General features: G+C 72.9%; 20 protein-coding genes. 8 read left to right on the top strand and 12 right to left on the bottom strand.

Annotated features, from left to right (window positions below; translation table 11 throughout):
- Nucleotides 1-7 precede the first annotated feature (7 nt).
- Nucleotides 8-748 (bottom strand): glutamine amidotransferase-related protein, encoded by a 741-nt coding sequence (locus RL72_RS07245; RefSeq protein ID WP_045250148.1) that lies wholly within the window; start codon nt 746-748, stop codon nt 8-10.
- Nucleotides 749-866: 118 nt separating this feature from the next.
- Here RL72_RS07245 and RL72_RS07240 point away from each other — a divergent pair, with 118 nt between their 5' ends.
- Nucleotides 867-3,434, top strand: a complete 2,568-nt coding sequence (locus RL72_RS07240; RefSeq protein ID WP_045250147.1) for an ATP-dependent Clp protease ATP-binding subunit — start codon at nt 867-869, stop codon at nt 3,432-3,434.
- A 240-nt stretch (nt 3,435-3,674) separates the two neighbouring features.
- Here the strand turns inward: RL72_RS07240 and RL72_RS07235 are convergent, their stop codons facing one another.
- Entirely contained in the window at nt 3,675-4,454 is a 780-nt protein-coding gene (locus RL72_RS07235; protein ID WP_082072235.1) for a LysR family substrate-binding domain-containing protein, read from the bottom strand.
- A gap of 154 nt (nt 4,455-4,608) precedes the next feature.
- Here RL72_RS07235 and RL72_RS07230 point away from each other — a divergent pair, with 154 nt between their 5' ends.
- Nucleotides 4,609-5,016 (top strand): transferase, encoded by a 408-nt coding sequence (locus tag RL72_RS07230; RefSeq protein WP_045250146.1) that lies wholly within the window; start codon nt 4,609-4,611, stop codon nt 5,014-5,016.
- A 193-nt stretch (nt 5,017-5,209) separates the two neighbouring features.
- Here the strand turns inward: RL72_RS07230 and RL72_RS07225 are convergent, their stop codons facing one another.
- From RL72_RS07225 to RL72_RS07215, 3 genes are read right to left on the bottom strand one after another with little or no spacing between them, the layout of a single operon-like run.
- The gene (locus tag RL72_RS07225) at nt 5,210-5,983 is read right to left on the bottom strand and encodes a DNA-formamidopyrimidine glycosylase family protein (protein ID WP_045250145.1); all 774 of its coding nucleotides are present in this window, start codon (nt 5,981-5,983) and stop codon (nt 5,210-5,212) included.
- Complete coding sequence (locus tag RL72_RS07220; protein ID WP_045250144.1) at nt 5,976-6,740, bottom strand: EI24 domain-containing protein; 765 nt, start codon at nt 6,738-6,740, stop codon at nt 5,976-5,978. The genes RL72_RS07225 and RL72_RS07220 overlap by 8 nt, the downstream gene beginning before the upstream one ends.
- A gap of 40 nt (nt 6,741-6,780) precedes the next feature.
- Nucleotides 6,781-11,595: an ATP-dependent helicase gene (locus RL72_RS07215; protein WP_045250143.1), complete on the bottom strand. Its 4,815-nt coding sequence runs from the start codon at nt 11,593-11,595 to the stop codon at nt 6,781-6,783.
- 119 nt (nt 11,596-11,714) lie between these two features.
- On the opposite strand from RL72_RS07215, the gene RL72_RS07210 reads away from it, so the two are divergent.
- The gene (locus RL72_RS07210) at nt 11,715-12,125 is read left to right on the top strand and encodes a DUF6157 family protein (protein ID WP_045250142.1); all 411 of its coding nucleotides are present in this window, start codon (nt 11,715-11,717) and stop codon (nt 12,123-12,125) included.
- Between the two features lie 12 nt (nt 12,126-12,137).
- Here the strand turns inward: RL72_RS07210 and RL72_RS07205 are convergent, their stop codons facing one another.
- From RL72_RS07205 to RL72_RS07195, 3 genes are all read right to left on the bottom strand, one after another.
- On the bottom strand, nt 12,138-12,320 hold the full coding sequence (locus tag RL72_RS07205) for a PspC domain-containing protein (RefSeq protein WP_045250141.1): 183 nt from the start codon (nt 12,318-12,320) through the stop codon (nt 12,138-12,140).
- 38 nt (nt 12,321-12,358) lie between these two features.
- Entirely contained in the window at nt 12,359-13,000 is a 642-nt protein-coding gene (locus RL72_RS07200) for an NADPH-dependent F420 reductase (RefSeq protein WP_045250140.1), read from the bottom strand.
- A gap of 121 nt (nt 13,001-13,121) precedes the next feature.
- A complete protein-coding gene (locus tag RL72_RS07195) occupies nt 13,122-14,879 on the bottom strand; it encodes an ABC-F family ATP-binding cassette domain-containing protein (protein ID WP_045250139.1) in 1,758 nt (585 codons plus the stop codon).
- A gap of 370 nt (nt 14,880-15,249) precedes the next feature.
- On the opposite strand from RL72_RS07195, the gene RL72_RS07190 reads away from it, so the two are divergent.
- The gene (locus RL72_RS07190; protein WP_045250138.1) at nt 15,250-15,576 is read left to right on the top strand and encodes a hypothetical protein; all 327 of its coding nucleotides are present in this window, start codon (nt 15,250-15,252) and stop codon (nt 15,574-15,576) included.
- On the opposite strand, the gene RL72_RS07185 is transcribed toward RL72_RS07190, so the two are convergent.
- Nucleotides 15,540-16,217 (bottom strand): alpha/beta hydrolase, encoded by a 678-nt coding sequence (locus tag RL72_RS07185; RefSeq protein ID WP_052674243.1) that lies wholly within the window; start codon nt 16,215-16,217, stop codon nt 15,540-15,542. The two genes, RL72_RS07190 and RL72_RS07185, sit on opposite strands and share 37 nt — an antisense overlap.
- A gap of 59 nt (nt 16,218-16,276) precedes the next feature.
- Here RL72_RS07185 and RL72_RS07180 point away from each other — a divergent pair, with 59 nt between their 5' ends.
- Nucleotides 16,277-16,903, top strand: coding sequence for an NUDIX hydrolase family protein (locus RL72_RS07180; protein WP_045250137.1), 627 nt, complete (start codon nt 16,277-16,279; stop codon nt 16,901-16,903).
- A gap of 48 nt (nt 16,904-16,951) precedes the next feature.
- Here the strand turns inward: RL72_RS07180 and RL72_RS07175 are convergent, their stop codons facing one another.
- A complete protein-coding gene (locus tag RL72_RS07175) occupies nt 16,952-18,019 on the bottom strand; it encodes a threonine aldolase family protein (protein ID WP_045250136.1) in 1,068 nt (355 codons plus the stop codon).
- A 111-nt stretch (nt 18,020-18,130) separates the two neighbouring features.
- Between RL72_RS07175 and RL72_RS07170 the strand changes: the two genes are divergently transcribed.
- Entirely contained in the window at nt 18,131-18,820 is a 690-nt protein-coding gene (locus RL72_RS07170; protein ID WP_248700408.1) for a TMEM175 family protein, read from the top strand.
- A gap of 4 nt (nt 18,821-18,824) precedes the next feature.
- Here the strand turns inward: RL72_RS07170 and RL72_RS07165 are convergent, their stop codons facing one another.
- Nucleotides 18,825-19,529 (bottom strand): SDR family NAD(P)-dependent oxidoreductase, encoded by a 705-nt coding sequence (locus RL72_RS07165; RefSeq protein ID WP_045250135.1) that lies wholly within the window; start codon nt 19,527-19,529, stop codon nt 18,825-18,827.
- Nucleotides 19,530-19,685: 156 nt separating this feature from the next.
- On the bottom strand, nt 19,686-21,116 hold the full coding sequence (locus RL72_RS07160) for a DUF6421 family protein (RefSeq protein WP_045250134.1): 1,431 nt from the start codon (nt 21,114-21,116) through the stop codon (nt 19,686-19,688).
- Between the two features lie 73 nt (nt 21,117-21,189).
- On the opposite strand from RL72_RS07160, the gene RL72_RS07155 reads away from it, so the two are divergent.
- Both RL72_RS07155 and RL72_RS07150 read left to right on the top strand, forming a co-directional pair.
- Entirely contained in the window at nt 21,190-21,645 is a 456-nt protein-coding gene (locus RL72_RS07155) for an Lrp/AsnC family transcriptional regulator (protein WP_045250133.1), read from the top strand.
- Between the two features lie 67 nt (nt 21,646-21,712).
- A complete protein-coding gene (locus RL72_RS07150) occupies nt 21,713-23,038 on the top strand; it encodes an aminotransferase class I/II-fold pyridoxal phosphate-dependent enzyme (RefSeq protein WP_045250132.1) in 1,326 nt (441 codons plus the stop codon).
- Nucleotides 23,039-23,118 lie beyond the last annotated feature (80 nt).

The raw sequence follows: 23,118 nt of genomic DNA, 5'->3' as shown, positions 1-23,118 counted from the left end.
CCGGCGCTCAGCGATCGCGATGGCGCGCCAGGGCGCGGGCGCCGAACCGGTGCAGGATCCGGGACGGCTCGGTGACGACCGACTCCAGGATGGCCTCCTGCACGGTGTGGAACGCGTCGGGGTCGAAGTACCCGGTGGTGCGGTAGAAGACCATCCGGTCGGCGAAGTCGCGCGGCGACGGCTCCGGGTGGAACTGCGTCGCATACAGGTCGGCCCCGACGCGATAGGCCTGCACCGGACAGGCGTCGTTGCCGGCGAGCAGCACGGCGCCCGGGGGCGGCTGGGTCGAACCCTCCTTGTGCGCGGTGAACGCATGGAAGCGGGGTCCGGCCGCGGCGAACAGCGGATCCTCCGTGCCCTCGGGCGTGGTGCGGATCTCGGCGGCGGCGGCCTCCTCGGGGTTGTCGCTGCCGACGACGCCGCCCAGCAGGCGCGTCACGACGCCGATCCCGAAGCAGGTGAAGAACGCCGTGGTGGCTCCGTCGATCGCCCGCGCGGCGATCCGCTCGAGATCCGCCTCGACCCGTCGCTGGGTCTCCGACTTGCGGACGTCGGTGACGTTGAAAGGGGAGCCCCCGATCACGAAGCCGGCATAGCGGTCGAAGGCGTCCTCCGGCAGGGGCGTGGTGGTGAGGTCGACGCGGTCCAGCGCCTCGGGGCCGACACCGAGGGCGACACGGAAGGACGCGCGCTCCGCCGTGGCCGCATCCAGCTCAGGGCGCACGCCGACGTACAGGAGCGAGGCCATCCCTGGATTCTAGGCGAGCAGCGAGATCCGCCGAAGTCCGGATGCAACGGACGGGAATACGGAGGGAGGACTCGCGTTGAACTTGACAGCACTACGCTCAAGTTTGAGAGGAAGCGAAATGCCCAACGACTTCACCGACGCGGGTTCGGGCTCGTTCGACGAGTTCCTCGCCCGCTACCTGGCCGGTGAGCAGGCCCGGCAGACCCGGTCCATCGACCTCAGCCGGTTCCTGACCGTGCGCGCCCAGCGGATGCTGCAGCGCGCCGGCCGCTTCGCGCTCGAGCGCGGCCAGACCGAGCTCGACGCCCTGCACGTCCTCCGCACCGTCGTCGAGGACGACGCCGTCGACCAGGCCATCCGCAACATCGGCGTGACGCCGAAGGCGATCGTCGATGCCGTCGAGGCGCGGCTGCCCGCGCCCGCCGACGCGTCCGACGTCGAGGCGGCGACGATCACCCCCGGAGCCAGCCGTGCGCTGTTCCACGCCTACCAGGTGGCACGATCCTCCGGGGCGACCTACATCGAGCCGGAGCACATCTTCTTCGCCCTGGTGCTCGGGCAGGACGCGCCCGCGGGGCAGATCCTCGCTCGCGCCGGCGTCACCGCCGAGGCGCTGACGCAGAGCCTGCGCGAACCCGTGACCGCGGGGGCTGCTCCCGAGGCCGACGCGACCCAGCCCGCCTCCGAGACGCCGATGCTCGACCGCTTCGGCCTGGACCTCACCGCCCGGGCCCGGGCCGGTGAGCTGGATCCGGTGATCGGGCGTGCCGACGAGATCGAGCAGACCATCGAGATCCTCAGCCGTCGCACCAAGAACAACCCGGTGCTGATCGGAGAGGCCGGCGTCGGCAAGACCGCGATCGTCGAGGGCCTCGCCCGCGCGATCGTCGACGGCGCCGTGCCCGCTCCGCTGAAGGACCGCCGCGTCGTGGCGCTCGATCTGCCCGCCATGCTGTCGGGCACCCGCTACCGCGGCGACTTCGAGGAGCGCCTCACCCAGACGATGGACGAGATCGCCGCGCACAAGGGCGAGATCGTCGTGTTCATCGACGAGGTGCACACGGTCGTCGGCGCCGGAGGATCCGGCGAGGGCGGCGGCATGGACGCCGGCAACATCCTCAAGCCGCGCCTCGCGCGGGGCGACCTGCACCTGGTCGGCGCGACGACCCTCGCCGAGTACCGGCGGATCGAGAAGGATCCGGCGCTCGAGCGCCGCTTCCAGCCGGTCAAGGTCGCCGAGCCGTCGATCGAGGACGCCGTGCGGATCCTGGAGGGGCTGAAGCCCGCGTACGAGCAGCACCACGCGGTGACCTACACCGACGACGCCGTGCGCGCCGCCGTGGAGCTGAGCGCCCGCTACCTGCCCGACCGCGTGCTGCCGGACAAGGCGATCGACCTGATCGACCAGGCCGGCGCGCGCCTGCGGCTGCGCCTCGGCGTCGTGACCGACGTCGCCGCGCTCTTCGCCGAGCTCGCCGACCTGGAGGCGCGCAAGAACGCCGCGGTCGGCGCCGAGCACTACGAGGAGGCGTCCCGCATCCGCGACGAGATCGCCGCCGTGCAGGCGCGGATCGACGACGCGGGCGCCCCCTCGCCCGTGTCGCAGACCGGCGACGCGATCGTGGACGAGGCGGAGATCGCCGCGGTGATCGCCCGCGCGACGGGGATCCCGGTGAGCCGGGTCTCCGAGAGCGAGCGCGAGCGGCTGGCCGATCTCGAGGCCGAGCTGCACGCCCGGGTGATCGGGCAGGACGACGCGGTCACGGCCGTGGCCCGTGCAGTGCGGCGCAGCCGCACGGGCATGGGCGACGCGCGCCGACCGGTCGGATCCTTCCTGTTCCTCGGGCCCACCGGCGTCGGCAAGACCGAGCTGGCCAAGGCCCTCGCCGATCGCCTTCTCGACGACGAGTCCGCCGTCATCCGCTTCGACATGAGCGAGTTCGGGGAACGGCACACGGTGTCGCGACTCGTCGGTGCTCCTCCGGGATACGTCGGCTACGACGAGGCCGGGCAGCTCACCGAGCGCGTGCGGCGCAACCCGTACTCGATCGTGCTGTTCGACGAGATCGAGAAGGCGCACCCCGACGTGTTCAACCTGCTGCTGCAGGTGCTCGACGACGGACGCCTCACCGACGGCCAGGGACGCACCGTGGACTTCCGCAACACGGTGATCGTGATGACCTCGAACATCGGATCCGAGTTCCTCGCCTCGCGGTCGGGGGCGCTCGGCTTCGTCGCCTCGCAGGACGCGTCGGCGAACGGGTTCGCCTCGCAGGAGGATCTGCGTGCGCGAGTGATGGGCAAGCTGCGCGAGGCCATGCGCCCCGAGCTCCTGAACCGCATCGACGAGATCGTGCTGTTCCAGAAGCTCGGGCGCGAGGAGCTGGGCCGCATCGTCCGCCTGCTGCTGCAGGCGACGGAGCGACGGCTCGACGGCCGCGAGGTCGCGCTGGACGTGACCGACGCCGCCGTGGCGTGGCTGGGCGAGCACGGCTACGAGCCGGAGTACGGGGCGCGACCGCTGCGCCGCCTGATCCAGCGCGAGGTCGACGACCGCATCGCCGACCTGTTCGTCTCCGGCGAGCTCCGCGACGGCGGCCGGGTGCGTGTCGACGCCGTCGACGGCGCCCTGCGCGTCACGGCTCCGTCAGAGGTGGCGCAGGCCGAGCCCGCCCGGGCGGCCTGACCCGCGCGGCGAGGCCCGGGCCGCTGCCGGGGCCTCGCCGGGTGCCGGCCGTTGTGCAGGGAGCGCTCGCGTTGTGCAGGGAGGGAGCGGTCGGTGCCGGGGGACCGGCGCGGAAGACCGCGGAACGACGGTTCGCCGATGGCGCACCACGGCCGCCGGCCCTGCATAACGCGCGGCCTCCCTGCACAACGGCGCGGGGGCCGCGCGGAGGACGGTGAGAGGAGCGAGGTGAGCGCGGGATCAGCGCGAGGAGTTCGCGGTGCGGCCGCGGACGACGCCGACGAAGGCCTCGATGTCGGGGGTCGTCGCCCCCTTCGGCCAGGCCAGCAGCACGGGAGAGACGGGCGCGTCGCGCAGGATCCGGTATTCGACGTCCTTGCGGTGGTGCAGGCGCGCCAGCGACATGGGGGCGACGAGGATCCCGACGCCGGCGGCGACCGTCTCCACCGCGTTCTCGATGGTGTCGAGGGGCGGGATCGCGGACGGCGTCGTCGGCAGGGCCAGCACGCCCAGCACGTCCTCCGCGGTCGTCAGCAGCGTCTCGCCCTCGAGATCGGCAGGAACCAGCTCGTCGGCGGCGAGCAGGTGCGAGTCGGCCGAGGCGATCACCACGGGAAGCTCCTCGTAGAGAGGGATCGCATGCATGCCGTCGTCGTCGAACGGGGCGCGCACGAGGGCGAGATCGATCCCGCCCTCGGTCAGCGCGGCGCGCTGTCGGGCGAACGGGATCGGCACGAGTTCGAGCGTGACATTCGGCATCCGGGTGTTCCAGGTGTCGATCCAGCGCCCGGGCGTCGCGCCGGGCACCGCGCCGAGGCGCAGGGTGCGGGGCTCCTCGGGCACGACGGGAGGGGCGTCGAAGACGACCTTCTCGGCCTTCTTCGCGGGCCGTTGCGACGCGCTCTTGGGTGCGCCCTTGCCGGTCTTCGCGGCGTTCCGGCCGCCGGCGGTGCTGCGGGCGCCGCCCTTGGCGGAGCGCACCGCGGGTTTGCGTCCGCCGGAACCGCCTCGCCTGCTCATGCGTTCAGCGTACCGGCGCGGCCGTGGCAGCGGCGGTCCGACCATCGCGCGGCGGTCCGGACCCGACACGCGCGAAATGCGTGCGCGGGAATAGATCCGACGCGCGCGAGGTTGCAGATGTATCCGGGGAAAGTCCCGGGCACGGGAGGTTTTCGTGGGTAAGAACTACGTCGACATCGAGGACGGCCGTGGAGGCACGCTGCGCTACCGCAAGCACGCCAACGGTCGTGGTCTGATCGCGCACGGTGCCAAGGTGCACCCGCAGGCGGTCGTGGAGGCCGGCGCCTATGTCGAACCGGGTGCGAAGGTCGGGGCCGGCGCGCATGTCGCGCGCGGCGCCTGGATCGAGCCCGAGGCGATCGTGGGCGTCAACGCCCGGATCGAGGCCCATGCCCACATCGGGCAGGGCGCCGTGATCGGGGATGGCGCCACGATCGGCGTGCGCACCGAGATCGGCACCGGCGCGCACATCGCGCGCGGTGCGAAGATCGGCGATGACGAGACCGTCGCCGCCGGCATGAATCTGGACACCGACCGCAAGGGCCTCTGGCTCGCGGCCTGAACGCCGCGGCCCGCGGGCCGCACCGAAGACGCGCATCTCCTCCGGGGAGGTGCGCGTCTTCTCGTTCCCGGCGGAGAGGGTCCTCTCGTTCCCGGCGGAGGGGGCGGTTCGCTGGTCGCGGACTGCGGCTTTGTGCCGCGGAAACCCGCCAATCGCGACCAGCGAGCAGGGAGGAGGGGGCGTGGCCCGGGCGTCAGCGCTGGCAGCGCGGGCACCAGAAGGTGCGGCGTTCCTCGGTAGGGTCGGCGCCCAGCTCGCCCGTCCGGATGAGCGTGCCGCAGCGGCGGCAGGGGCGCCGCCCTCGCCCGTAGACCCAGGTGGTCCGGCCGCGGAGGGCGACGCCGGTGAACGTGCGGTCGATCCGGTCGCGGTTGGCGCGGATGGTGCGCGCTCCGAGATCGAGGAGCGCCGCCGCATCCACCTCGGTCGCCGGGCGCGTGGGCAGCACGCCGCGCAGGAACAGCAGCTCCGCCGCGTACTCGTTGCCGAAACCGGCGACGTTGCGCTGATCGAGCAGCGCGACGTGGATCGGTCGCGGATCCGAACCGACCCGTCGCGCGGCCTCCGCCGGATCCCAGTCGTCGCTCAGCGGATCCGGTCCCAGGTGCGAGACGAGCGAGGCCTCCTCCGTGGTCGGCACGAGGGTGAGCATCGACACTTCGAAGCCGACCGCCTCGACATCGGCGGTGCCGACGATCGCGCGGGCCGTGTGCGCGGGCGCCCGCCAGCGCTCCCCGGGCCGGTACAGGTGCCAGGCGCCGTCCATGCGCAGATGCGAACGCAGCGTGTGCGCACCGATGCGCATGAGGATGTGCTTGCCGCGGGGAACCACGCCGTGCACGACGGATCCGGTCAGATCGGCGTTCGCGAGCTCGGGCACGCGCAGGTCGAAACGGGTGATCGTGCCGCCGCGCAGCGCACGGTCCAGGCGGTGCGCCACCCGGTAGACGGTGTCGCCCTCAGGCATGGCGCGCCGCCTCCGTCGCGACATCCGCCGCGCGGTCCGAGAGTGCGCGGGCGAGCATCGTGGATCCGGCGACGGCGGCGGGCATCGTGACGACGGCGCCCAGCGGCACCAGGAAGCACAGCTGTGCGGCCACGCCGAAGCCGAGCACCCGCGCGCGTCCGGACGCGAGCAGCCGTGCGCGGTCGTCGCCGCTCAGGCCGCGGGCGTCGAAGGCCCGGCCCGTGAGCTCCCGCGCCAGCAGGCGCCCGGAGAGCAGCACGCCCACGACGGTGGCGAGCACGCCGCCGACGACCGGGACGAGACCCAGCACCAGGGTGAGCAGCGCGACCAGGGCGCCGAGCACGATGAGGCGCAGGCCCTCGCCGACGGTGGACCAGAAGCCCGTCTCCCCCGTGGGCTCGGGGCCGCCCAGCTCGCGCTCTACCTCGCGCCAGATGCGCTGATAGAACGGGTCGCCGATCGTGAGCGTGAGCGCCGTGAAGACCAGGCCGGACAGCACCGCGCCCGCCACGAACAGCACGATGCCGAGCGCGACGCGCAGGGCGTCACGCCAGCCGGCGATCCAGCCGTCGGCGAACGGCGTCATCCATGCGGTGATCCCGCCCAGCGACAATCCGAGCGGGATCAGGAGGGCGGCGAGCACGAGAAAGGCGATCACGGCCGGGATCAGCCCGAGCGCGAGCAGACGCGGGCGGGTGCGCCACAGACCGAACCCGCGCAGCAGCGTGCCGACGCCGGCGGCGAACTCGCGGATCATGTCCCCAGCGTATGCGCGGCGTTCCTGCGCACGGGCGCCGTCACAGCGCCTTGCGCAGGGTGTAGCCGCGCGGGGTCGCGACGAAGCCGGCCTCCTGCAGCAGCCGGCCGAGCACCGGGCCGCGCCCGGATCCGTCCGCACCGCGGTCGTACATGCCCTCGCCGTTCACCTTCTCGACCGTGAGGGTCTCCAGCCGCCGGGCGCGAGCGGTCGCGGCGAGGTCGGCCGTCGCCGCGCGCAGCTCCTCCTCGTCGTCGGAGAACGCGAGCACGGTCTTGCCGCCCCTCTCCAGATACACCACGAGGGCGCCGTCGACGAGCACCACGAGCGCGCCCGCCTTGCGGCCGGGGCGGTGCGAGACCTCGTCCAGCCGGGGCCAGCCGAGCGCGGCGCCGTAGGGGCTCGCGGGGTCGGTCGCGGCGAGCGTGCGCGCGGTGCGCGGCGGCGGATCGGCGAGGCCGGCGAAGGTGCGCAGCCTGTCGATCGTGGCGGAGGCCGCGAACTGCGCGGCGCCGAGCTTCTCGATCACGTAGCCGCGGCGGCAGTGCCCGGCCTCCTCGAAGCCGGCGAGGACGCGATAGGCCTGCGCGAAGCCGCCCGGCATGCCCTCGGCCTGCACCGATCCGCGGGTGACGACGCCGTAGCGGTCGAGCAGCAGTCCCGCCGAGACCGTCGCGCGCCGGGCGGGATCCGTCTCCGCCTCCGGGACCAGCGACCACCGTCCGCCCACCGACAGCGGCCGCGGGGTCGAGGTCGGGCGCGCAAGCGACATCCCGCGGAACGTCCGCGTGCGCGGGGCCCGGCGGGTGACCTTGTGCGCCTGGCTGCCACCGCTCAACAGCGCCCGGATCGGTGCGAACGTGTCGTTCGTCACGTGCCCCGTCCAGGTCAGGTTCCACAGCGCCTCGACCACCGAGGCCTCGTTCTCGGCGCCGGTGGCCTCACGCAGCTGCGCCGCGAAGTAGGCGCCTCCCGAGGCGAGGGCGGCGAGCAGCTGCGCCTCGAGGGACCCCTCCTCGGGGGCCTCATCGGCGAAGGGCACGGTGAACGGCGCGAGGTCGGCAGGGTGCAGCGACACCCAGCCGTCGCGGCCCGGAAGCGCTCCATGGCCGGCCCAGACGATCTCGCCGGAGCTCGTCAGCTCGTCGAGGAGCGCGGGGGTGTAGTCGCGCACGCGCTGCGGGAGCACCAGCGATTCCCAGGCGCTCGCCGGAATGGGCACGCCGGCGAGCTGCTCGATCACCGCGGCGACGCCGTCCACGCCCTCGAGCGGGCGGGTGTGATGCTGCCATTCCGGCAGGAAACGCGCGAAGGCGGTGGGCGAGACCGGCTCGACGCTGCCCCGGATCGCCGCGAGGGAGCGAATCCGCAGTCGGCGCAGCACCTCGCTGTCGCACCACTCGGTCTCGTCGGGCCCGGCCGAGGTGGCCGACGCGCGGCGTCCGCTCGTGGCATCGGGCTCCGCGTCTTCCGCCTCCCACGAGGGGTCTGGGCTGGGCAGGAAGAACCCGCTCGTCACGCGCCCGTCGGCCTCGAGCCGCTGCAGCGTCTGCCGCACAACGGCCGGTCCGATCCCGAACCGGGCGGCGACCGCGGATCCGAGGAACGGGCCATGCGTGCGCGCGTGGCGGGCGACCAGATCGCCGAGAGGATCCGCCACCGGCTCCAGGAACGCCACCGGGATCCCCACGGGCAGCGGCACGCCCAGCGCGTCGCGCAGGCGCCCGGCGTCCTCGATCGCGGCGGTGCGGCGCACCCCGCCGATCGTGACCTCGATCGCGCGGCGCGCGTCGATCAGCGCCGAGAGGTGCCCGGCGGCCACGCCCTCCGTGGACCGGCCGGACTCCGACGCCGGATCCGCTTCCAGCCGTGCCGCGACCTCGCTCGCGTCGAGCGGGCCGAGCAGGCGCAGCAGATCGGCCACGCCCTCGACGCCGCGTGCGCGACGGGCCGGATCCGTGCGCTGCGCCTCGCGCTCGAACTGCGCGATGACCTCCGGATCCAGCAGTTCCCGCAGCTCGACCGTGCCGAGCAGCTCGCCGAGCAGGGCGGGGTCGACCGACAGCGCCGCAGCCCGGCGCTCGGCGAGCGGGGAGTCGCCCTCGTACATGAACGCGCCGACGTAGCCGAACAGCAGATCGCGGGCGAACGGCGACGGCTGCGCGGTCTGCACCTCGACGAGCCGGATCCGCCGGTCGGCGATGCCGGTGGCGAGGCGTCGCAGGGACGGCAGGTCGTACACGTCCTGCAGCACCTCGCGCAGGGTCTCCAGGATGATCGGGAACGTCGGGTGCTTGCGCGCGACTTCGAGCAGCTGGGCAGAACGCTGCCGCTGCTGCCAGAGGGGTGTGCGCCGGTTCGGGTTCATCCGCGGCATGAGCAGCGCCCGCGCCGCGCACTCGCGGAATCGGGAGGCGAACAGGGCGGACCCGCCGACCTCGTCGGTGACGATCCGCTCGAGCTCCTCGGGATCGAACACGAAGAGCTCAGCCCCGGGCGGCTCGGCGTCGGCATCCGGCACGCGCACGATGATGCCGTCGTCGCTCGCGACCGCCGACCCCTCCACGCCCAGGCGCTCGCGGATGCGGGCGTTGACGGCCAGCGCCCAGGGCGCGTGCACGGTCTGCCCGTAGGGGGAGTGCAGGATCACCCGCCAGTCGCCGATCTCGTCGCGGCTGCGCTCCACCGTGAGCGCGCGATCGGTCGGCAGCGTGCCGGTCGACTCCTTCTGCTCGTTCAGATGCGCGAGGAGGTTCGCCTGCGCGAGATCGTCGAGCCCCGCCGCCGCGAGACGCTCGCGGGCCTTCTCCGGGGTCGCGCCGTGCACCTCCCGGTTGAAGACGCCCAGCGCCTCGCCGAGCTCGAAGGGCCGGCCCAGCCCGTCGCCGTGCCAGAACGGCACCTTGCCGGGCTGTCCGAACGCGGGGATCACGTTGACGCGGTCGTGCGTGATCTCGGCGATCCGCCAGCTCGTGGTGCCGAGCGTGAAGACGTCGCCGACCCGCGACTCGTACACCATCTCCTCGTCGAGCTCGCCGACGCGCGCCCCCGTGGTCTCGCCCGCGACGAACACGCCGAACAGGCCGCGGTCGGGGATCGTCCCGCCGCTCGTCACCGCGATGCGCTGCGCTCCCGGACGACCGGTCAGGGTGCCCGCATCGCGATCCCACACCAGGCGGGGGCGCAGCTCCGCGAACTCGTCGGAGGGGAAGCGCCCGGCCAGCAGGTCGAGGGTCGCCTCGTACGCCGAGCGGGGGAGCGCGGCGAACGGCGCGCTGCGACGCACGGTGTCGAACCACTGCTCGACGTCGAGCGGATCCAGCGCGCAGGCGGCGACGGTCTGCTGGGCGAGGATGTCGAGCGGATTGCGCGGCACGGAGATCGCCTCGATCTGCCCGGCGAGCATGCGCTCGGTCACGATCGCGGTGTGCAGCACATCGCCGCGGTGCTTCGGGAACAGCGAGGCCCGGCTGATCTCGCCGACCTGGTGGCCGGCGCGCCCCACGCGCTGCAGGCCCGAGGCGGCCGACGGCGGCGCCTCCACCTGGATCACCAGGTCGACCGCGCCCATGTCGATGCCGAGCTCGAGGCTGCTCGTCGCGACGACGCAGCGCAGCACCCCGGACTTCAGCTCCTCCTCGACGAGCGCGCGCTGCTCCTTCGAGACCGAGCCGTGGTGCGCTTTGGCGAGCACTGGATCCGCGCCGGCCGTCGAACCGGCCTGCGCCATCATGGCCGCGGGGACCATGGCAGCGGGCAGGTCCAGCCCGAGGCGCTCGCTGTAGATCTCGTTGAGCCGCCCGGTGAGCCGCTCCGCCAGACGCCGGGAGTTCGCGAACACGATCGTCGAGCGGTTCTGCAGGATCCGGTCGACGATCGCCTCCTCCACGTGCGGCCAGACGGATCCGGTCATCTCGGTGTTCTCGCCGAACGCGTCCGCTCCGCCGACCGCCTGGTCGATCCGCTCGGCCCCGGACGGCCGGGGCGTCTCGTCGGTTCCGGGCGGCGGCGGAGGGTTGAGCATGTCCTCGACAGGCACGACGACCTGGAGGTCGAACGTCTTCGACGCGGGCGGCGCCACGATCTCGACCGGCTGCGCGCCGCCGAGGAAGCGGGCCACCTCGTCGATCGGACGCACGGTCGCGCTGAGCCCGATGCGCTGCACCGGGGACTCGGCACCGGCGGCGCGGCGCAGCTGGTCGAGCCGTTCCAGGCTGACCGCGAGATGGGCGCCGCGCTTGGTGGCCGCGACGGCGTGCACCTCGTCGATGATGACGGTGTGCACGTCGCGCAGGGTGTCGCCCGCGCGGCTGGTAAGCATGAGGTACAGCGATTCGGGTGTGGTGATGAGGATGTCCGGCGGATCGACGACGAGCCTGCGCCGGTCGGACGAGGTCGTGTCTCCCGAGCGCACGCCCACCGTCACCGCCGGTGCCGGGACGCCGAGGCGCCGGGCGGACTGGCCGATGCCGATGAGCGGGGACCGCAGGTTGCGCTCGACGTCCACGCCCAGGGCCTTGAGCGGCGAGATGTAGAGGATCCGGGTGCGGCCGGTCCGCTCCGCGTCGTTCTTCCTGCGGCCCTTCGCCCCGGCGGCGGACGGCGCCGCGGACGCGGATCCCGCCTCCGCCACGCGCTCGCGGAACACGCGGTCGATGGCCCAGAGGAAGGCGGACAGCGTCTTGCCGGATCCGGTCGGCGCGACGACGAGGGCGTTGCGCCCTCCGGAGATGGCCTCCCAGGCGCCCGCCTGCGCCGGCGTGGGCGCCGTGAACGCCCCCCGGAACCAGTCCTGCGTCGCGGGCGTGAACCGGTCGAGCACCTCGTGCCCGGTGCCGGTCGCCGTGTCGCTCATCCGTCCATCTTCCCCGGTGCCGCCGACATTCGGGGCGGATCCGCCCAGGGCGCAACCCCGCCGCAGGACTGTCGCGGAACTTCACGCCCGGCGTCGGTGCGCGGTGCGAGCATGAGGGCATGGCCGAGCACACCACGAACTACCGGAGCACGTTCATCGAGGTGGCGGAGGACTGCCCGACGGATCACGCGGAGGAGCCGCCGTCGGGCGACGCCCCCACGATCGCGGCGCTGCACTACCGGCTGATCGCGGAGCACCCGTTCGTGCACACCTCGGACGACGTGATCTTCTCCACCTGGGCGCTGCGGCGGGGGATCGATCCGTCCGACGCCGAGGCCCGCGCCGCCTTCTTCGCGAAGGGGCAGGCCTGTCTGCGCTCCTCGCCGCTCGGCAAGCGCTACGGCTGGGGCGTGGTCAGCGACGCGGAGGGACGCGTCGCGCTCGTGCCCCGGGAATCGGAGGAGTACGCGCTGCTCGCCGCGGACCCCGCCCTCGGCCACACCAGGGCGATGCGGGCGCGTCGCGCCTGAGCGCCGATCGGCTCAGCGCTCGCTGGGGATGAGGATCCAGAGCACGAGGTAGACCCACAGCGGCAGCCCGGCGAAGATCATCGCGACGATCGCGATGATCCGGACCAGCGCGACGGGCATGCCGAAACGGCGGGCGAGACCGGCGCAGACGCCGGCGATGAAACGGCCCTTGCGGGGGCGGACGAGGTCGCTCATGGCCCCATCCTGCCCCCGCCGCCTGGGCGGCTCCTGGATCAGGGCAGGCGGTTCGCCGCAGCGAGGTTGGCCCGCAGCTCCTCGGCGTTCTGCCGGGTGACGTAGGCGGGACGGTCTCGCTCGAGGCGCCACGACTCGCTCAGCGGCCCCGCGCTCACCGTGTCGAACCCGAGGCGGTCGTAGAGGTCGGTCACGAACGCGACCGCCTCGTCGTCGTCGCTCGCCGTGCCGAGAGCGCGTCGATCCGGGGTGCCCGCCGGTGAACCGGTCGTCAGGATCTCACCGGCGCGGATCTGGTTGAACGCCTTCACGACCGTGGAGTCGGGCAGGTGCTCCTGCAGGAGCTGCGACGTGGTGGTCTCGCCGCGGTCGAGCGCATCGATGTGACCGTCCCGCTCGAAGTAGTAGTTGTTCGTGTCGAGCACGATCTTCCCGGCGAGCGGGGCCGCCGGAATGTCCTTCAGGGCCTTGAGCGGCACCGTGACGACGGCGACGTCCGCGGCCTCGGCCGCCCCGGTCGCGGTGGATGCGGTCACCCGCGGTCCGAGTCGCGCCACGAGCTCGGCGAGCGTCTCCGGGCCGCGGGAGTTCGCGATCACGACGTCGTAGCCGAGTCCCGCGAACGCCTCCGCGAGGGCGCTGCCGATGTGTCCTGCTCCGATGATTCCGATGGTTGTCATGACGTGCGCAACAGCAGCCTCCCGCGGCGGCATTCCCGACGTGCCGTAACCGCGCGACACAGCGCACCCGCCCGATCCGGCGCGCGGATCGGGCGGGTGCGGGGCGAGGCGGAGCCAGGGATCAGGCGCCGAGGTCGACCTCGGTGAGCATCCCGTCGGCGTCGAGCTCGAGCGTGAGGTCGAGATCCAGCCGTCGCAGGAACGCATCGTCGTGGCTCACGATCAGCACGGCGCCCCGGTAGGCGCGCAGCGCCTGCACGACCTGGTCGACGGTGTCGAGGTCGAGGTTGTTGGTCGGCTCGTCGAGCACCACGAGGTGCGGGGCGGGGTCGGCCAGCAGCAGGGTCGCGAGGGCGACGCGGAAGCGCTCCCCGCCCGAGAGCGAGCCCACCTCCCGGTCCATGGCGGCGCCGCGGATCAGGAACCGGGCCAGCCTGTTGCGCAGCTCCTTGTCGGGGATCTCCGGCGCCCGCGCGGCGACGTTCTCCACGACCGTCGCGTGCTCGTCGAGCCCGTCGATCCGCTGCGGCAGGTACCCGATGCGATCGGTGTGCGCGACACAACGCAGGAGATCCTGCGCCATGACGGGGGATCCGGCCTCGGCGGGGGCCGATTCTCCTGCGCGGTGTTCGGCTCCGGCGGGATATCCGGGCCCGGCGTCGGCTCGGCCGGCGGGGTACCCGGGCCCGGCGTCGGCTCCGGCGGCGTGTTCCGGCCCGGGCTCGTCGTGGGGTCCGGTGACCAGCCGGCGCAGCAGCGTCGTCTTGCCGACGCCGTTGCGGCCGATCAGCGCGACCCGCTCCGGGCCCTGAATCGTCCAGGAGCGCTCGGCATCGCCGATCGTCGCGATGCGCCGCGCACGGGAGACCCCGGGATCCGGCAGTTCGATCTTCATCGTCGCCTCGTCGCGGATGCGCCGTCCCGCCTCGTCGAGGGCGCTGCGCGCGGCGCCCTCCTTCTCGGCGACCTCCGTGCGCAGCCGCCCCGCCGACACCTGAGCGGCCATCTTCCGGCCGTTCGCGATGATCTTCGGGACGCGCTTCTCCTCGGCGGCCTTCTTGGCCATCTGCGACCGGGTCGCGAGCTTCAGCTCCGCCTCGATGCGCTGCCGCTTCTCCTTCTTGAACGCCTGCTTGGCATCTTTCTCGGCCTGGCGCGCCGCATCCTGCTCGGCGTCCAGCCAGGCGCGCCAGGCCGAGTACGGGCCGCCGAACACGCTGAGCTCGTGGCCGTACAGCTCGGCCGTGTCGTCCATGAGCTCGAGCAGGGCGACGTCGTGGCTGACCACGACGAGCGTGCCGCGCCACGACTGCACCATCTCGCCCAGGCGTGCGCGCGCCTCGCGGTCGAGGTTGTTCGTCGGCTCGTCCAGCAGCGTGATGGGCGCACGACGGGCGCGGATCCCGGCGATCGCGACGAGCACCGCCTCGCCGCCCGACAGCTCGCCGACCGTGCGGTCGAGGAACGTCGGATCCAGGCCGGCCTCGGCGAGGGCCGCGGCGGCGCGGGCCTCCACGTCCCAGTCGTCGCCGACCTCGTCGAACCGGTCGGGGTCGACGTCGCCGGCCGCGATGGCGCGCACGGCGTCGAGCGCACGGGCGACGCCCAGCAGCTCGGCGACGCGGGCGTGGGTGTCGAGGGTGAGGCGCTGCGGCAGGTACGCCACGTCGCCGGTCGCGGTGATGCGACCGGACGTCGGCGCGAGGTCACCGGCGATCAGGCGCAGCAGCGTCGACTTGCCGGATCCGTTGCGTCCGACGAGACCTGTGCGGCCCGTGCCGAAGGCTCCGGAGACCGCGTCGAGGGCGGTGGAGCCGTCGGGCCAGCGGAAGGTGAGGCGGTCCAGGACGACCGCGGAGGAAAGGGTGGGTGATGACATGGGGCGACTCCCGGAAGGTGTTCGGGTGCGCTGATGCCGGATCCGGTGCGGAGCCCGTGGCGGGCGGATCCGTCGCGAAGAGGACGGATCGAGGACCGGAGAGCCTGTGCCGAAGAGAGCGAGGCAGGAAGGAGTGTCGGATCAGCGCGTGGATGGAACGCGGAGGCGACGACTCAGATCAAGGGACTTCCTTACACGGCGGACAGGACCCGGACGACGATACCGGGCCCGCCGCCGTCGTGCAACCCGGGCGTGTCGCGGCGCCGGAACAGTCGGGTGGGCGGCGCCTCGGCGTCGGGTGAGCGCCGGTCCCGGGAAGATCCGCCGTGCGGGGGAGGGGGAGAGTCGCCCGCGGATCTAGCCTGGAGGCATGGTGGAGCAACGACCGGGATCCGGCGAGGCGATGCGGCGGGTGGGCCTCGGTGCGGGGCTCGCGATCGGCATGGGCGTCGGGGTGGCGCTCGGCGCCGGGCTGCACAACATGGGAACCGGTATCGCGCTCGGCCTCGTGATCGGCGCGGCGGTCATGGTGCTCTTCACGTGGGCGGGCGCGCGGATGCAGCGCGATGAGCAGCGGCGCCGTGCCGAGGCCGGGACGGGAGCCGAGGCAGAGACGGGAGCCGAAGCCGGCACCGAGGCCGAGCCGGGCGGCGACCCGGATCAGCCCTCCGCGGGCTCCCGCGACGACGACGCCTGAACCTCGGCGAGCCAGCCGTCGAGGAAGCGGCGCACGTCGGCGAGCTCGTCCTCCGACACGCTGTGCGTCAGCCCCGGGTAGACCCGGCCCGTGAGCTCGGAGTGATCCGGCAGCCACTGCGCGGTGTGGTCGACGAGCGCGGGCGGGATCACGTCGTCGCGCGTGCCGCGGCCCCAGAACACGGGGGTGCGGCGCTCGCGCAGCGCGGTGTCGCCGGGGAGCTCGCCCGGGGCCGCGTAGCCGCTGAGGTTCACGACCGCGGCGATGCGGTCCGGATCCTGTCGCGCGACCTGCAGTGCGACCGAGGCACCCTGCGAGAAGCCGAGGAGCGCGATCGACGGCACGGCACCGGCCTCCTCGTCGAGCCAGCGCAGCACGGCGTCGGCGGCGGCCGTCACCGACGCGGGATCCCGCCGTTCCAGCTCGTCGATCGGGTACCAGGAGCGCCCGGGCATCGGCCAGGGCGCGTCGTGCGGCGCGGGCAGCGACGCCACGGCCACGCCCTCGGGCAGGAAGGGGACCAGCGAGAACAGGTCCCGCTCGTCGGATCCGTAGCCGTGCAGCAGCACGAGCAGAGGCAGCGGTTCGCCGTGCCGGGCCCGGCGCACGGCGGCGCGATCGATCTCCACGGGTTCGGCCATGTCACCATCCTGCCGCAGATGTCAGGGTGAGGCGGGGGAGACGCTGATAGAAAGGGATCATGGCGGTACGCACACCCGACCCCGATCCGGCCGACGACGACGGCCTCCCCGACGCGCTCGCGGGAGGGCTCCCGTCGGGGCTCGACGGTCTGGGTGCCGCAGGCGGGGCGAACCCCGGCTGGCTCACCGACTTCGAGCTCGCGCAGGCGCGGCGCCGGCTGCCGATGCTGTACGTCGAGGCGGTGCCGGTGCGCACCGACGGATCCGGTGTCGTCACCGACATCGGGATCCTGCTGCGCGCCACGCCGCTCGGCGAGATCACGCGCACGATCGTCTCCGGCCGCGTGCGCTACGGCGAGACCGTGCGTGATGCGTTGTTCCGGCACCTGGAGAACGACCTCGGGCCGATGGCGTTCCCGATGCTGCCCCCGTCGCCCGCGCCCTTCACGGTGGCCGAGTACTTCCCCCTCCCGGGGGTCAGCGCCTATCACGACGATCGGCAGCACGCCGTCTCGCTGGCGTTCGTGGTGCCCGTCACGGGCACCTGCGAGCCGCGTCAGGACGCGCTCGAGGTGACCTGGTTCAGCCCCGAGGAGGCGGCCAGCGACGCGCTCGCCGCCGAGATGGAGGGCGGGCGCGGCACGCTCATCCGGCAGGCGCTCGCGCACCTCGGACTGCTGCGCTAGCCGCGCCGCGCCCCCACCGTCCGCCGGCTCATCCCGGCGGGTCGTTCCTCAGCGGGTGGTCTCGTCGGCGACGAGGGAGACCAGGGCGTCGATGTCGGCCTCGGTCGTGTCGAATCCGCACATCCAGCGCACTTCGTTGCGGGCGGCGTTCCAGTCGTAGAACCGGAAGGTCTCGCGCAGGCGGTCGGCGACGCCGTCGGGGAGTGTCGCGAAGACGCCGTTCGACTGGGTCGGCTGGGTGAATCCGACGCCCTGGATGGTGCCGTCCGCGATTCCCGCCTCGAGCGAGGAACGAAGTCGCTGCGCCATCGCGTTCGCGTGACGGGCGTTGCGCAGGTACAGGTCGCCCTCGAGCAGTGCGATCAGCTGCGCCGACACGAACCGCATCTTCGAGGCGAGCTGCATGTTGAACTTGCGCGAGTAGACGAGGCCGTCGGCCGCGCCGGGCGTGAGCACGACGATCGCCTCGCCGAGCATCGCGCCGTTCTTGGTGCCGCCGAAGCTCAGCACGTCCACGCCCGCGTCGCGGGTGAAGGCCCGCAGCGGCAGGTCGAGGGCGGCGGCCGCGTTGGACAGGCGAGCCCCGTCGAGGTGCAGCTTCATGCCGCGCTCGTGCGCGTGGTCGGCGAGCGCCCGGATCTCGTCGGCGGTGTAGAGGGTGCCGACCTCGGTGGACTGGGTGATCGAGACGACCAGCGGCTGGGCGCGGTGCTCGTCGCCCCAGCCCCAGGCCTCGCGGTCGACGAGCTCGGGGGTGAGCTTGCCGTCGTCGGTCGGCACGGAGAGGATCTTGAACCCGCCGATGCGCTCGGGCGCGCCGCCCTCGTCGACGTTGATGTGCGCCGTCGTCGCCGCGATCACGGCGCCCCAGCGCGGCAGCATCGCCTGCAGGCCGGTGACGTTCGCGCCGGTGCCGTTGAAGACGGGGAACGCCTCGACGCCCTCGCCGAAGTGGTGCTGGAACACCTCCTGCAGCCGCTCGGTGTACCGGTCCTCGCCGTACGCGATCTGGTGGCCGCCGTTGGCCGCCGTGATCGCTGCGAGCACCTCGGGGTGGATGCCGGAGTAGTTGTCGGATGCGAAGCCCCGGACCGCGGGGTCGTGCTCGATGTTCACCGATCGATTCTACGGGGAGACGATGCGGTCCCGTCGGCCGTCACGGCCGCGCCGCCCGGTGCCGGGGCGCGGCGCCTTGACCCGGTCCTGCCGGTACGGGAGCATTCGGGAGTGACTCAGCCCGCCACGGATGACGAGACGCCGATCGACGACGCCACACGTCCGCCCCTGTCCGCCGAGCGGCTGAAGGCGTTCGTGGATGCGGTGGTCGCGATCGCGATGACCCTGCTGATCCTGCCGCTGCTGGAGAACGTGGCGGAGTTCGCCCGCGAGCACAAGGGCGCGCTCGACTACGTCCAGCAGGAGGGCGATCAGCTGTTCAGCTTCGGGCTGAGCTTCCTGATCATCGCGGTCTTCTGGATGAACCATCACCGCGTCTTCGATCGCGTCGAGAAGGTGACGAATGCGCTCGTCTGGCTGCAGGTGGGCTGGATGTTCACGATCGTGTGGCTGCCCGTGGCCACGGCCATGCTCGGATCGATGGGCAACGACGCGACGCAGAAGGCGCTCTACATCGGCGCTCTGCTGCTCTCCTCGCTGCTCATGCTCGTGACCCGGCTCTATCTGCGCCGTCATCCCGATCTGCATCGGATCCCGCCGGCGTCGCTGCGCCGCGGCATCATCGCGGAGGTCGTGATGAGCGCGCTGTTCGCGGTCGCCCTCGTGGTCGCCGTGCTGCTGCCGGACATCGGCTATGCGGCGATGTTCCTGCTGCTGCTCTCGGGGCCCGCGCAGGCGCTCATCGCTCGCGTGTGGCGGACGCGCGAGCACCGGGACGCGGGGCGCGCGAGAACCCGCTGACGGCTCAGGCCACGTCGACGATGCGGTCGTTGAGGGCGGCCGCATCCTCGTCCCACAGCGCGACGACGCGCGCTGCGAGGGCGTCGACCACGTCGTCCAGGCTGCGCACCCGGAGCACCACGGCGGCCGCGCGCAGCGGCTCTCCGGCGTCCCGTGCGGCCTTGGCGAAGCCCTGCGCCACGGCCCGGGTCCAGGTCTCGCTCGCCGCCTTCACGGCCGCGTAGTTCGCGCCGCCCGCGAGCGGCCGGGCGACAGCCGTGGAGGAGACGATCGCGAAGCGGCCGGCGTCGGACGCGCGCAGGTCGGCGTCGAAGGCACGGCTCGTCACCCGCACCGCGGTGAACGACTGCTCCAGCGCGCGGTAGTCCTCCTCGGTCTGCCCGGCGAGACCGCCGCCGCCGCGCCAGCCGCCCACGAGCGGCACCAGCCCGTCCACGTGCTCGCCGTCGGCGGCGAGGCGGTCGGCGAGCGCGGCGACCTCGGCCTCGTTCGTGAGGGAGCACCGCTCGACGCGGATCGAGCCGGTGCCGGAGCCGGTGCCGGCTCGATCCGCGGCCGGGTGCGCGGCGGCCGCGAGCGCGTCGATCTTCTCCTGGTCGCGGCCGACGGCGATCACGCGCGCTCCGGCGGCGAGGAGGGCCCGTGCGAGGGTCAGGCCGGACGGGCTGGTCGCCCCGGCGAGGAGGACGGTGCGTCCTGCGGCGGTCATGCGGTGCTCCTTCAGGTCGTTCGGCGCCGGTGCCGAGGGGAGGGGCGGCCGGGGCAGGAGAGACGGATGGCGGGAGGATTCCGGATCGATTGTCCATCCATCCGGGATCCTCCCGCCATCACGTGCCGGATCCTGCGCGGCTGTGCCGGATCCTGCTCAGTCGTCGGTGCCGCGGATGCCCACGGTCGACTCGATGACCGGCTTCATCTTCTTGTCGAGCGTCTCGAAGAACATCGACAGCGGGAACTCGTCGTCCAGCACCGCGTCGGTGTAGCCCTTCGGCGCTCCGGCGAGGATCTCGTCGGACAGCCCGCGAGCCCACTGCGAGGCGGGGTGCGGCGTGAGGGTGCCGCGGACGAGCTCGTACGCCGCGAGCCAGTGCGCCGTCTTCGGGCGGTCGATCGAGTGCCAGTACAGGTCGTCGATCGCGTCGCCCAGCGCCACGACGGCGTCCGGCACGTTCTCCCAGTCGAAGGCGAGCGCCGTGTCGGTCCAGTGCAGCACGCCGCGCTGGTGCAGCCAGGCGAACAGCAGCTGGCCGCCGACGGCGTCGTAGTTGCGCGTGCGGGTGCCGGTGATCGCGAAGCGGAAGATGCGGTCGAAGATCACTGCGTACTGCACGAGGTGCGCGTAGTCGTGCATCTCCTGCTCGCTGGCGGTGAGCTGCTCGCCGGCGGCGATGCGGGCGTCGAACGCGCGCTCGATCTTGACCGACTCGCGGAACGCGGTCATGTCGCAGCGCATCTCCTCGAGCGAGTAGAGGAAGAACGGCATCCGCTGCTTGATCATGAACGGGTCGAACGGCAGGTCGCCGCGCATGTGCGTGCGGTCGTGGATGATGTCCCACATCACGAACGTCTTCTCGGTCATCTGCTGGTCGTCGAGCATGGCGGCCGCGCGCTCGGGCAGCTCGAGGTTCGTGATCTCGCTCGCGGCCCGCACGACCCGGCGGTAGCGGGCGGCCTCGCGGTCCTGGAAGATCGCGCCCCAGGTGAACGAGGGGATCTCGCGCATGGCGACGGTCTCGGGGAACAGCACGGCCGAGTTGGTGTCGTAGCCGGGCGTGAAGTCGACCAGGCGCAGCGAGACGAACAGCTTGTTGCCGTAGTCGCCGGCCTCGAGGTCGGCGATGAACTCGGGCCAGATGGTCTCGACGATGAGCGCCTCGACGAGGCGGTCGCTCGAGCCGTTCTGCGTGTACATCGGGAAGACGACGAGGTGACGGATCCCGTCGACGCGGTGCTCCTGCGGCTGGAACGCGACGAGAGAGTCGAGGAAGTCGGGCACGCCGAAGCCCTCGTCGGCCCAGCGCTGGAAGTCCTTGACCGAGGCCTCGAGATACGCGGTGTCGTGCGGGAAGGCGGGGGCGAGGGCCGTGATGCCGGCGATGATGGCGGCGACGTGGGCGCGGGCGGCCTCGTGGTCGTCCGCGTTCGGCACGGAGCCGTCCTTGATCTGCAGCGGGCGCATGGCGATGGCGGCGTCCTTGAGGATCCGCCAGGCCTCGGAGGTCTCGGCGATCGCCGCGTCCTCGACGACCTCGGGTTCGCCGATGAGAGCGTTGCTGGGGGTGGTGGTGAGGGACATCGGGACCTCCGATCGAGGGACGTGCAGGAAAAATTCCTGCAAAAGTGGATCAACTCAGGATATTATTCCAGACATGGACGATCCTGTCGACCTCGCGATCCTCGCCGCCCTGTCTCAGGACGGGCGTGCCACGCTCGCGCACCTCTCCGAGGCCGCCGGCCTTTCGGTGTCCGCCGTGCAGTCCCGCCTGAAGCGGCTCGAATCGAGGGGCGCGATCACCGGGTATCGTCCGGTGATCGATGCGGAGTCGGTGGGCAAGCCGCTCTCCGCGTTCATCGAGATCACGCCGCTCGACCCCGCCCAGCCGGACAATGCACCCGAGCTGCTCGAGCACCTCGACGCGATCGAGGCCTGCCATTCGATCGCCGGCGACGCCGCGTACATGCTCTTCGTGCGCGTCGCCTCGCCGCGCGCGCTGGAGCAGCTGGTGCGCGACATCCGCCTCGCCGCGAACGTGAGCACCCGCACGACGGTCGTGCTGCAGACCTTCTACGAGCACCGGCCGATCGTGCCGGCCGCCTCGTCCTGACCGCCGATCCCGGGGAGCGGAGCGCCGCGACGCGGCGGCGGAGCGCCGTGCCCGGCGTGCCCATAGGCTGAGAGCCGTGGCAGACGCGAGGATCCAGGGCAGCACGGCGCACGAGATCGCCGACTCCATCCGCGCCCTGATCGGATCCGGGGCGCTGCGGCCCGGCGCCGGCCTGCCGACCGTGCGGGCGCTGGCCGACCTGCTCGGGGTGAACCGCAACACGGTCGCCGCCGCCTACCGCGCTCTCGCCCGTGCGGGAGCCGTGGAGAGCCGCGGCCGCGGGGGCACGGTCGTCACCGAGCCGCTGCGCACCGAGGAGGAGGGGTTCGCTGCCGAGACCGTGCTGCGCGACCTCGGCAGCGGCAACCCCGATCCCGACCTGCTGCCGCTCCCGGTGCTGGCCGAGGTCGATCTGCGCACGCCCGCGCTGTACGGCGACGCCCTCATCGACGAGGGGCTGCGCACCTGGGCCGCGTCCTGGCTCGCCGAGGCGCAGCCGCGTCCGTTCGAGCTGTCCGTGACCTCGGGCGCCGTCGACGCACTGGAGCGCCTGCTGGTCGCCTCCCTCGCGCACGGCGACGTCGTCGGTCTCGAGGATCCGTGCTTCCTCTCCAGCATCAACGTGGTCCGCCTCGGCGGATACCGCCCGGTCGGGATCCCGCTCGACGACGAGGGGATGACCGTCGCGGGCCTCCGCGCCGCGATCGACGCGGGCGCCCGCACGGTCGTCTGCACGCCGCGTGCGCACAACCCGACGGGGATCAGCATGAGCGCCGCGCGCGCCGCCGGACTGCGTGCCGTCTTCGCCGAGGCGCCGCACGTGCTCATCGTCGAGGACGACCACTACTCGCTGCTCTCGCGGCGGCCGTACCACTCGGTCATCCCGGACGGCCACCCGCGGTGGGCGCTGGTGCGGTCGATGTCGAAGTTCCTCGGCCCGGATCTGCGGCTGGCGCTCCTCGCCTCGGACGCCGACACCGCCGCGCAGCTGCGCACCCGGCTCTCGCCCGGGAAGACCTGGGTGAGCCGGATCCTGCAGCGCGTCGCCGTCGGCATGCTCGACCATCCCGACACCCCTGCCGCGCTCGAGCGCGCCGGGGCGCACTACGCGGAACGCGGCGACGCCCTGCGCGCCCTGCTGCGCGAGCGCGGCATCACGGTGCGCGGCGACGACGGCCTCAACGTGTGGGTCGAGTGCGGGGCGGACGGGCGCGCCGTCTCCGAGGCGATGATGCGCCGCGGCTGGCTGGTGCGCACGGGCGGAGGGTTCCTCCTCGAGCCGGACGAGGCCTCGCCGCAGATCCGGCTGACCGCGCACACCCTCGACGACGCCGAGCTGCGCGCCCTCGCCGACGACCTGCGCGCCGCGATCGCCGACGCGCGTCGCCGCTGACCCCGGCGCATCGCGGCGCCGCTGACCCCGGCGCATCGCGGCGCCGCTCCGGCGGCCGGGCACACGCGGCGCCGCTAGGA

This window comes from Microbacterium azadirachtae, from assembly GCF_000956545.1.
Lineage (GTDB): Bacteria > Actinomycetota > Actinomycetes > Actinomycetales > Microbacteriaceae > Microbacterium > Microbacterium azadirachtae.
The sequence above is the reverse complement of the archived record's forward strand: the minus strand, read 5'-3'. Positions and strand labels throughout refer to the sequence as shown.

What these genes read in the sequence shown, in the direction of transcription:
- RL72_RS07195 (WP_045250139.1), bottom strand. Translation starts at nt 14,879, where the DNA reads ATGTCATCACCCACCCTTTCCTCCGCGGTCGTCCTGGACCGCCTCACC.
- RL72_RS07245 (WP_045250148.1), bottom strand. Translation starts at nt 748, where the DNA reads ATGGCCTCGCTCCTGTACGTCGGCGTGCGCCCTGAGCTGGATGCGGCC.
- RL72_RS07225 (WP_045250145.1), bottom strand. Translation starts at nt 5,983, where the DNA reads ATGCCTGAGGGCGACACCGTCTACCGGGTGGCGCACCGCCTGGACCGT.
- RL72_RS07165 (WP_045250135.1), bottom strand. Translation starts at nt 19,529, where the DNA reads ATGACCGCCGCAGGACGCACCGTCCTCCTCGCCGGGGCGACCAGCCCG.
- RL72_RS07200 (WP_045250140.1), bottom strand. Translation starts at nt 13,000, where the DNA reads ATGACAACCATCGGAATCATCGGAGCAGGACACATCGGCAGCGCCCTC.
- RL72_RS07180 (WP_045250137.1), top strand. Translation starts at nt 16,277, where the DNA reads ATGGCGGTACGCACACCCGACCCCGATCCGGCCGACGACGACGGCCTC.
- RL72_RS07235 (WP_082072235.1), bottom strand. Translation starts at nt 4,454, where the DNA reads ATGAGCAGGCGAGGCGGTTCCGGCGGACGCAAACCCGCGGTGCGCTCC.
- RL72_RS07155 (WP_045250133.1), top strand. Translation starts at nt 21,190, where the DNA reads ATGGACGATCCTGTCGACCTCGCGATCCTCGCCGCCCTGTCTCAGGAC.
- RL72_RS07160 (WP_045250134.1), bottom strand. Translation starts at nt 21,116, where the DNA reads ATGTCCCTCACCACCACCCCCAGCAACGCTCTCATCGGCGAACCCGAG.
- RL72_RS07215 (WP_045250143.1), bottom strand. Translation starts at nt 11,595, where the DNA reads ATGAGCGACACGGCGACCGGCACCGGGCACGAGGTGCTCGACCGGTTC.
- RL72_RS07240 (WP_045250147.1), top strand. Translation starts at nt 867, where the DNA reads ATGCCCAACGACTTCACCGACGCGGGTTCGGGCTCGTTCGACGAGTTC.
- RL72_RS07220 (WP_045250144.1), bottom strand. Translation starts at nt 6,740, where the DNA reads ATGATCCGCGAGTTCGCCGCCGGCGTCGGCACGCTGCTGCGCGGGTTC.
- RL72_RS07205 (WP_045250141.1), bottom strand. Translation starts at nt 12,320, where the DNA reads ATGAGCGACCTCGTCCGCCCCCGCAAGGGCCGTTTCATCGCCGGCGTC.
- RL72_RS07190 (WP_045250138.1), top strand. Translation starts at nt 15,250, where the DNA reads ATGGTGGAGCAACGACCGGGATCCGGCGAGGCGATGCGGCGGGTGGGC.
- RL72_RS07210 (WP_045250142.1), top strand. Translation starts at nt 11,715, where the DNA reads ATGGCCGAGCACACCACGAACTACCGGAGCACGTTCATCGAGGTGGCG.
- RL72_RS07185 (WP_052674243.1), bottom strand. Translation starts at nt 16,217, where the DNA reads ATGGCCGAACCCGTGGAGATCGATCGCGCCGCCGTGCGCCGGGCCCGG.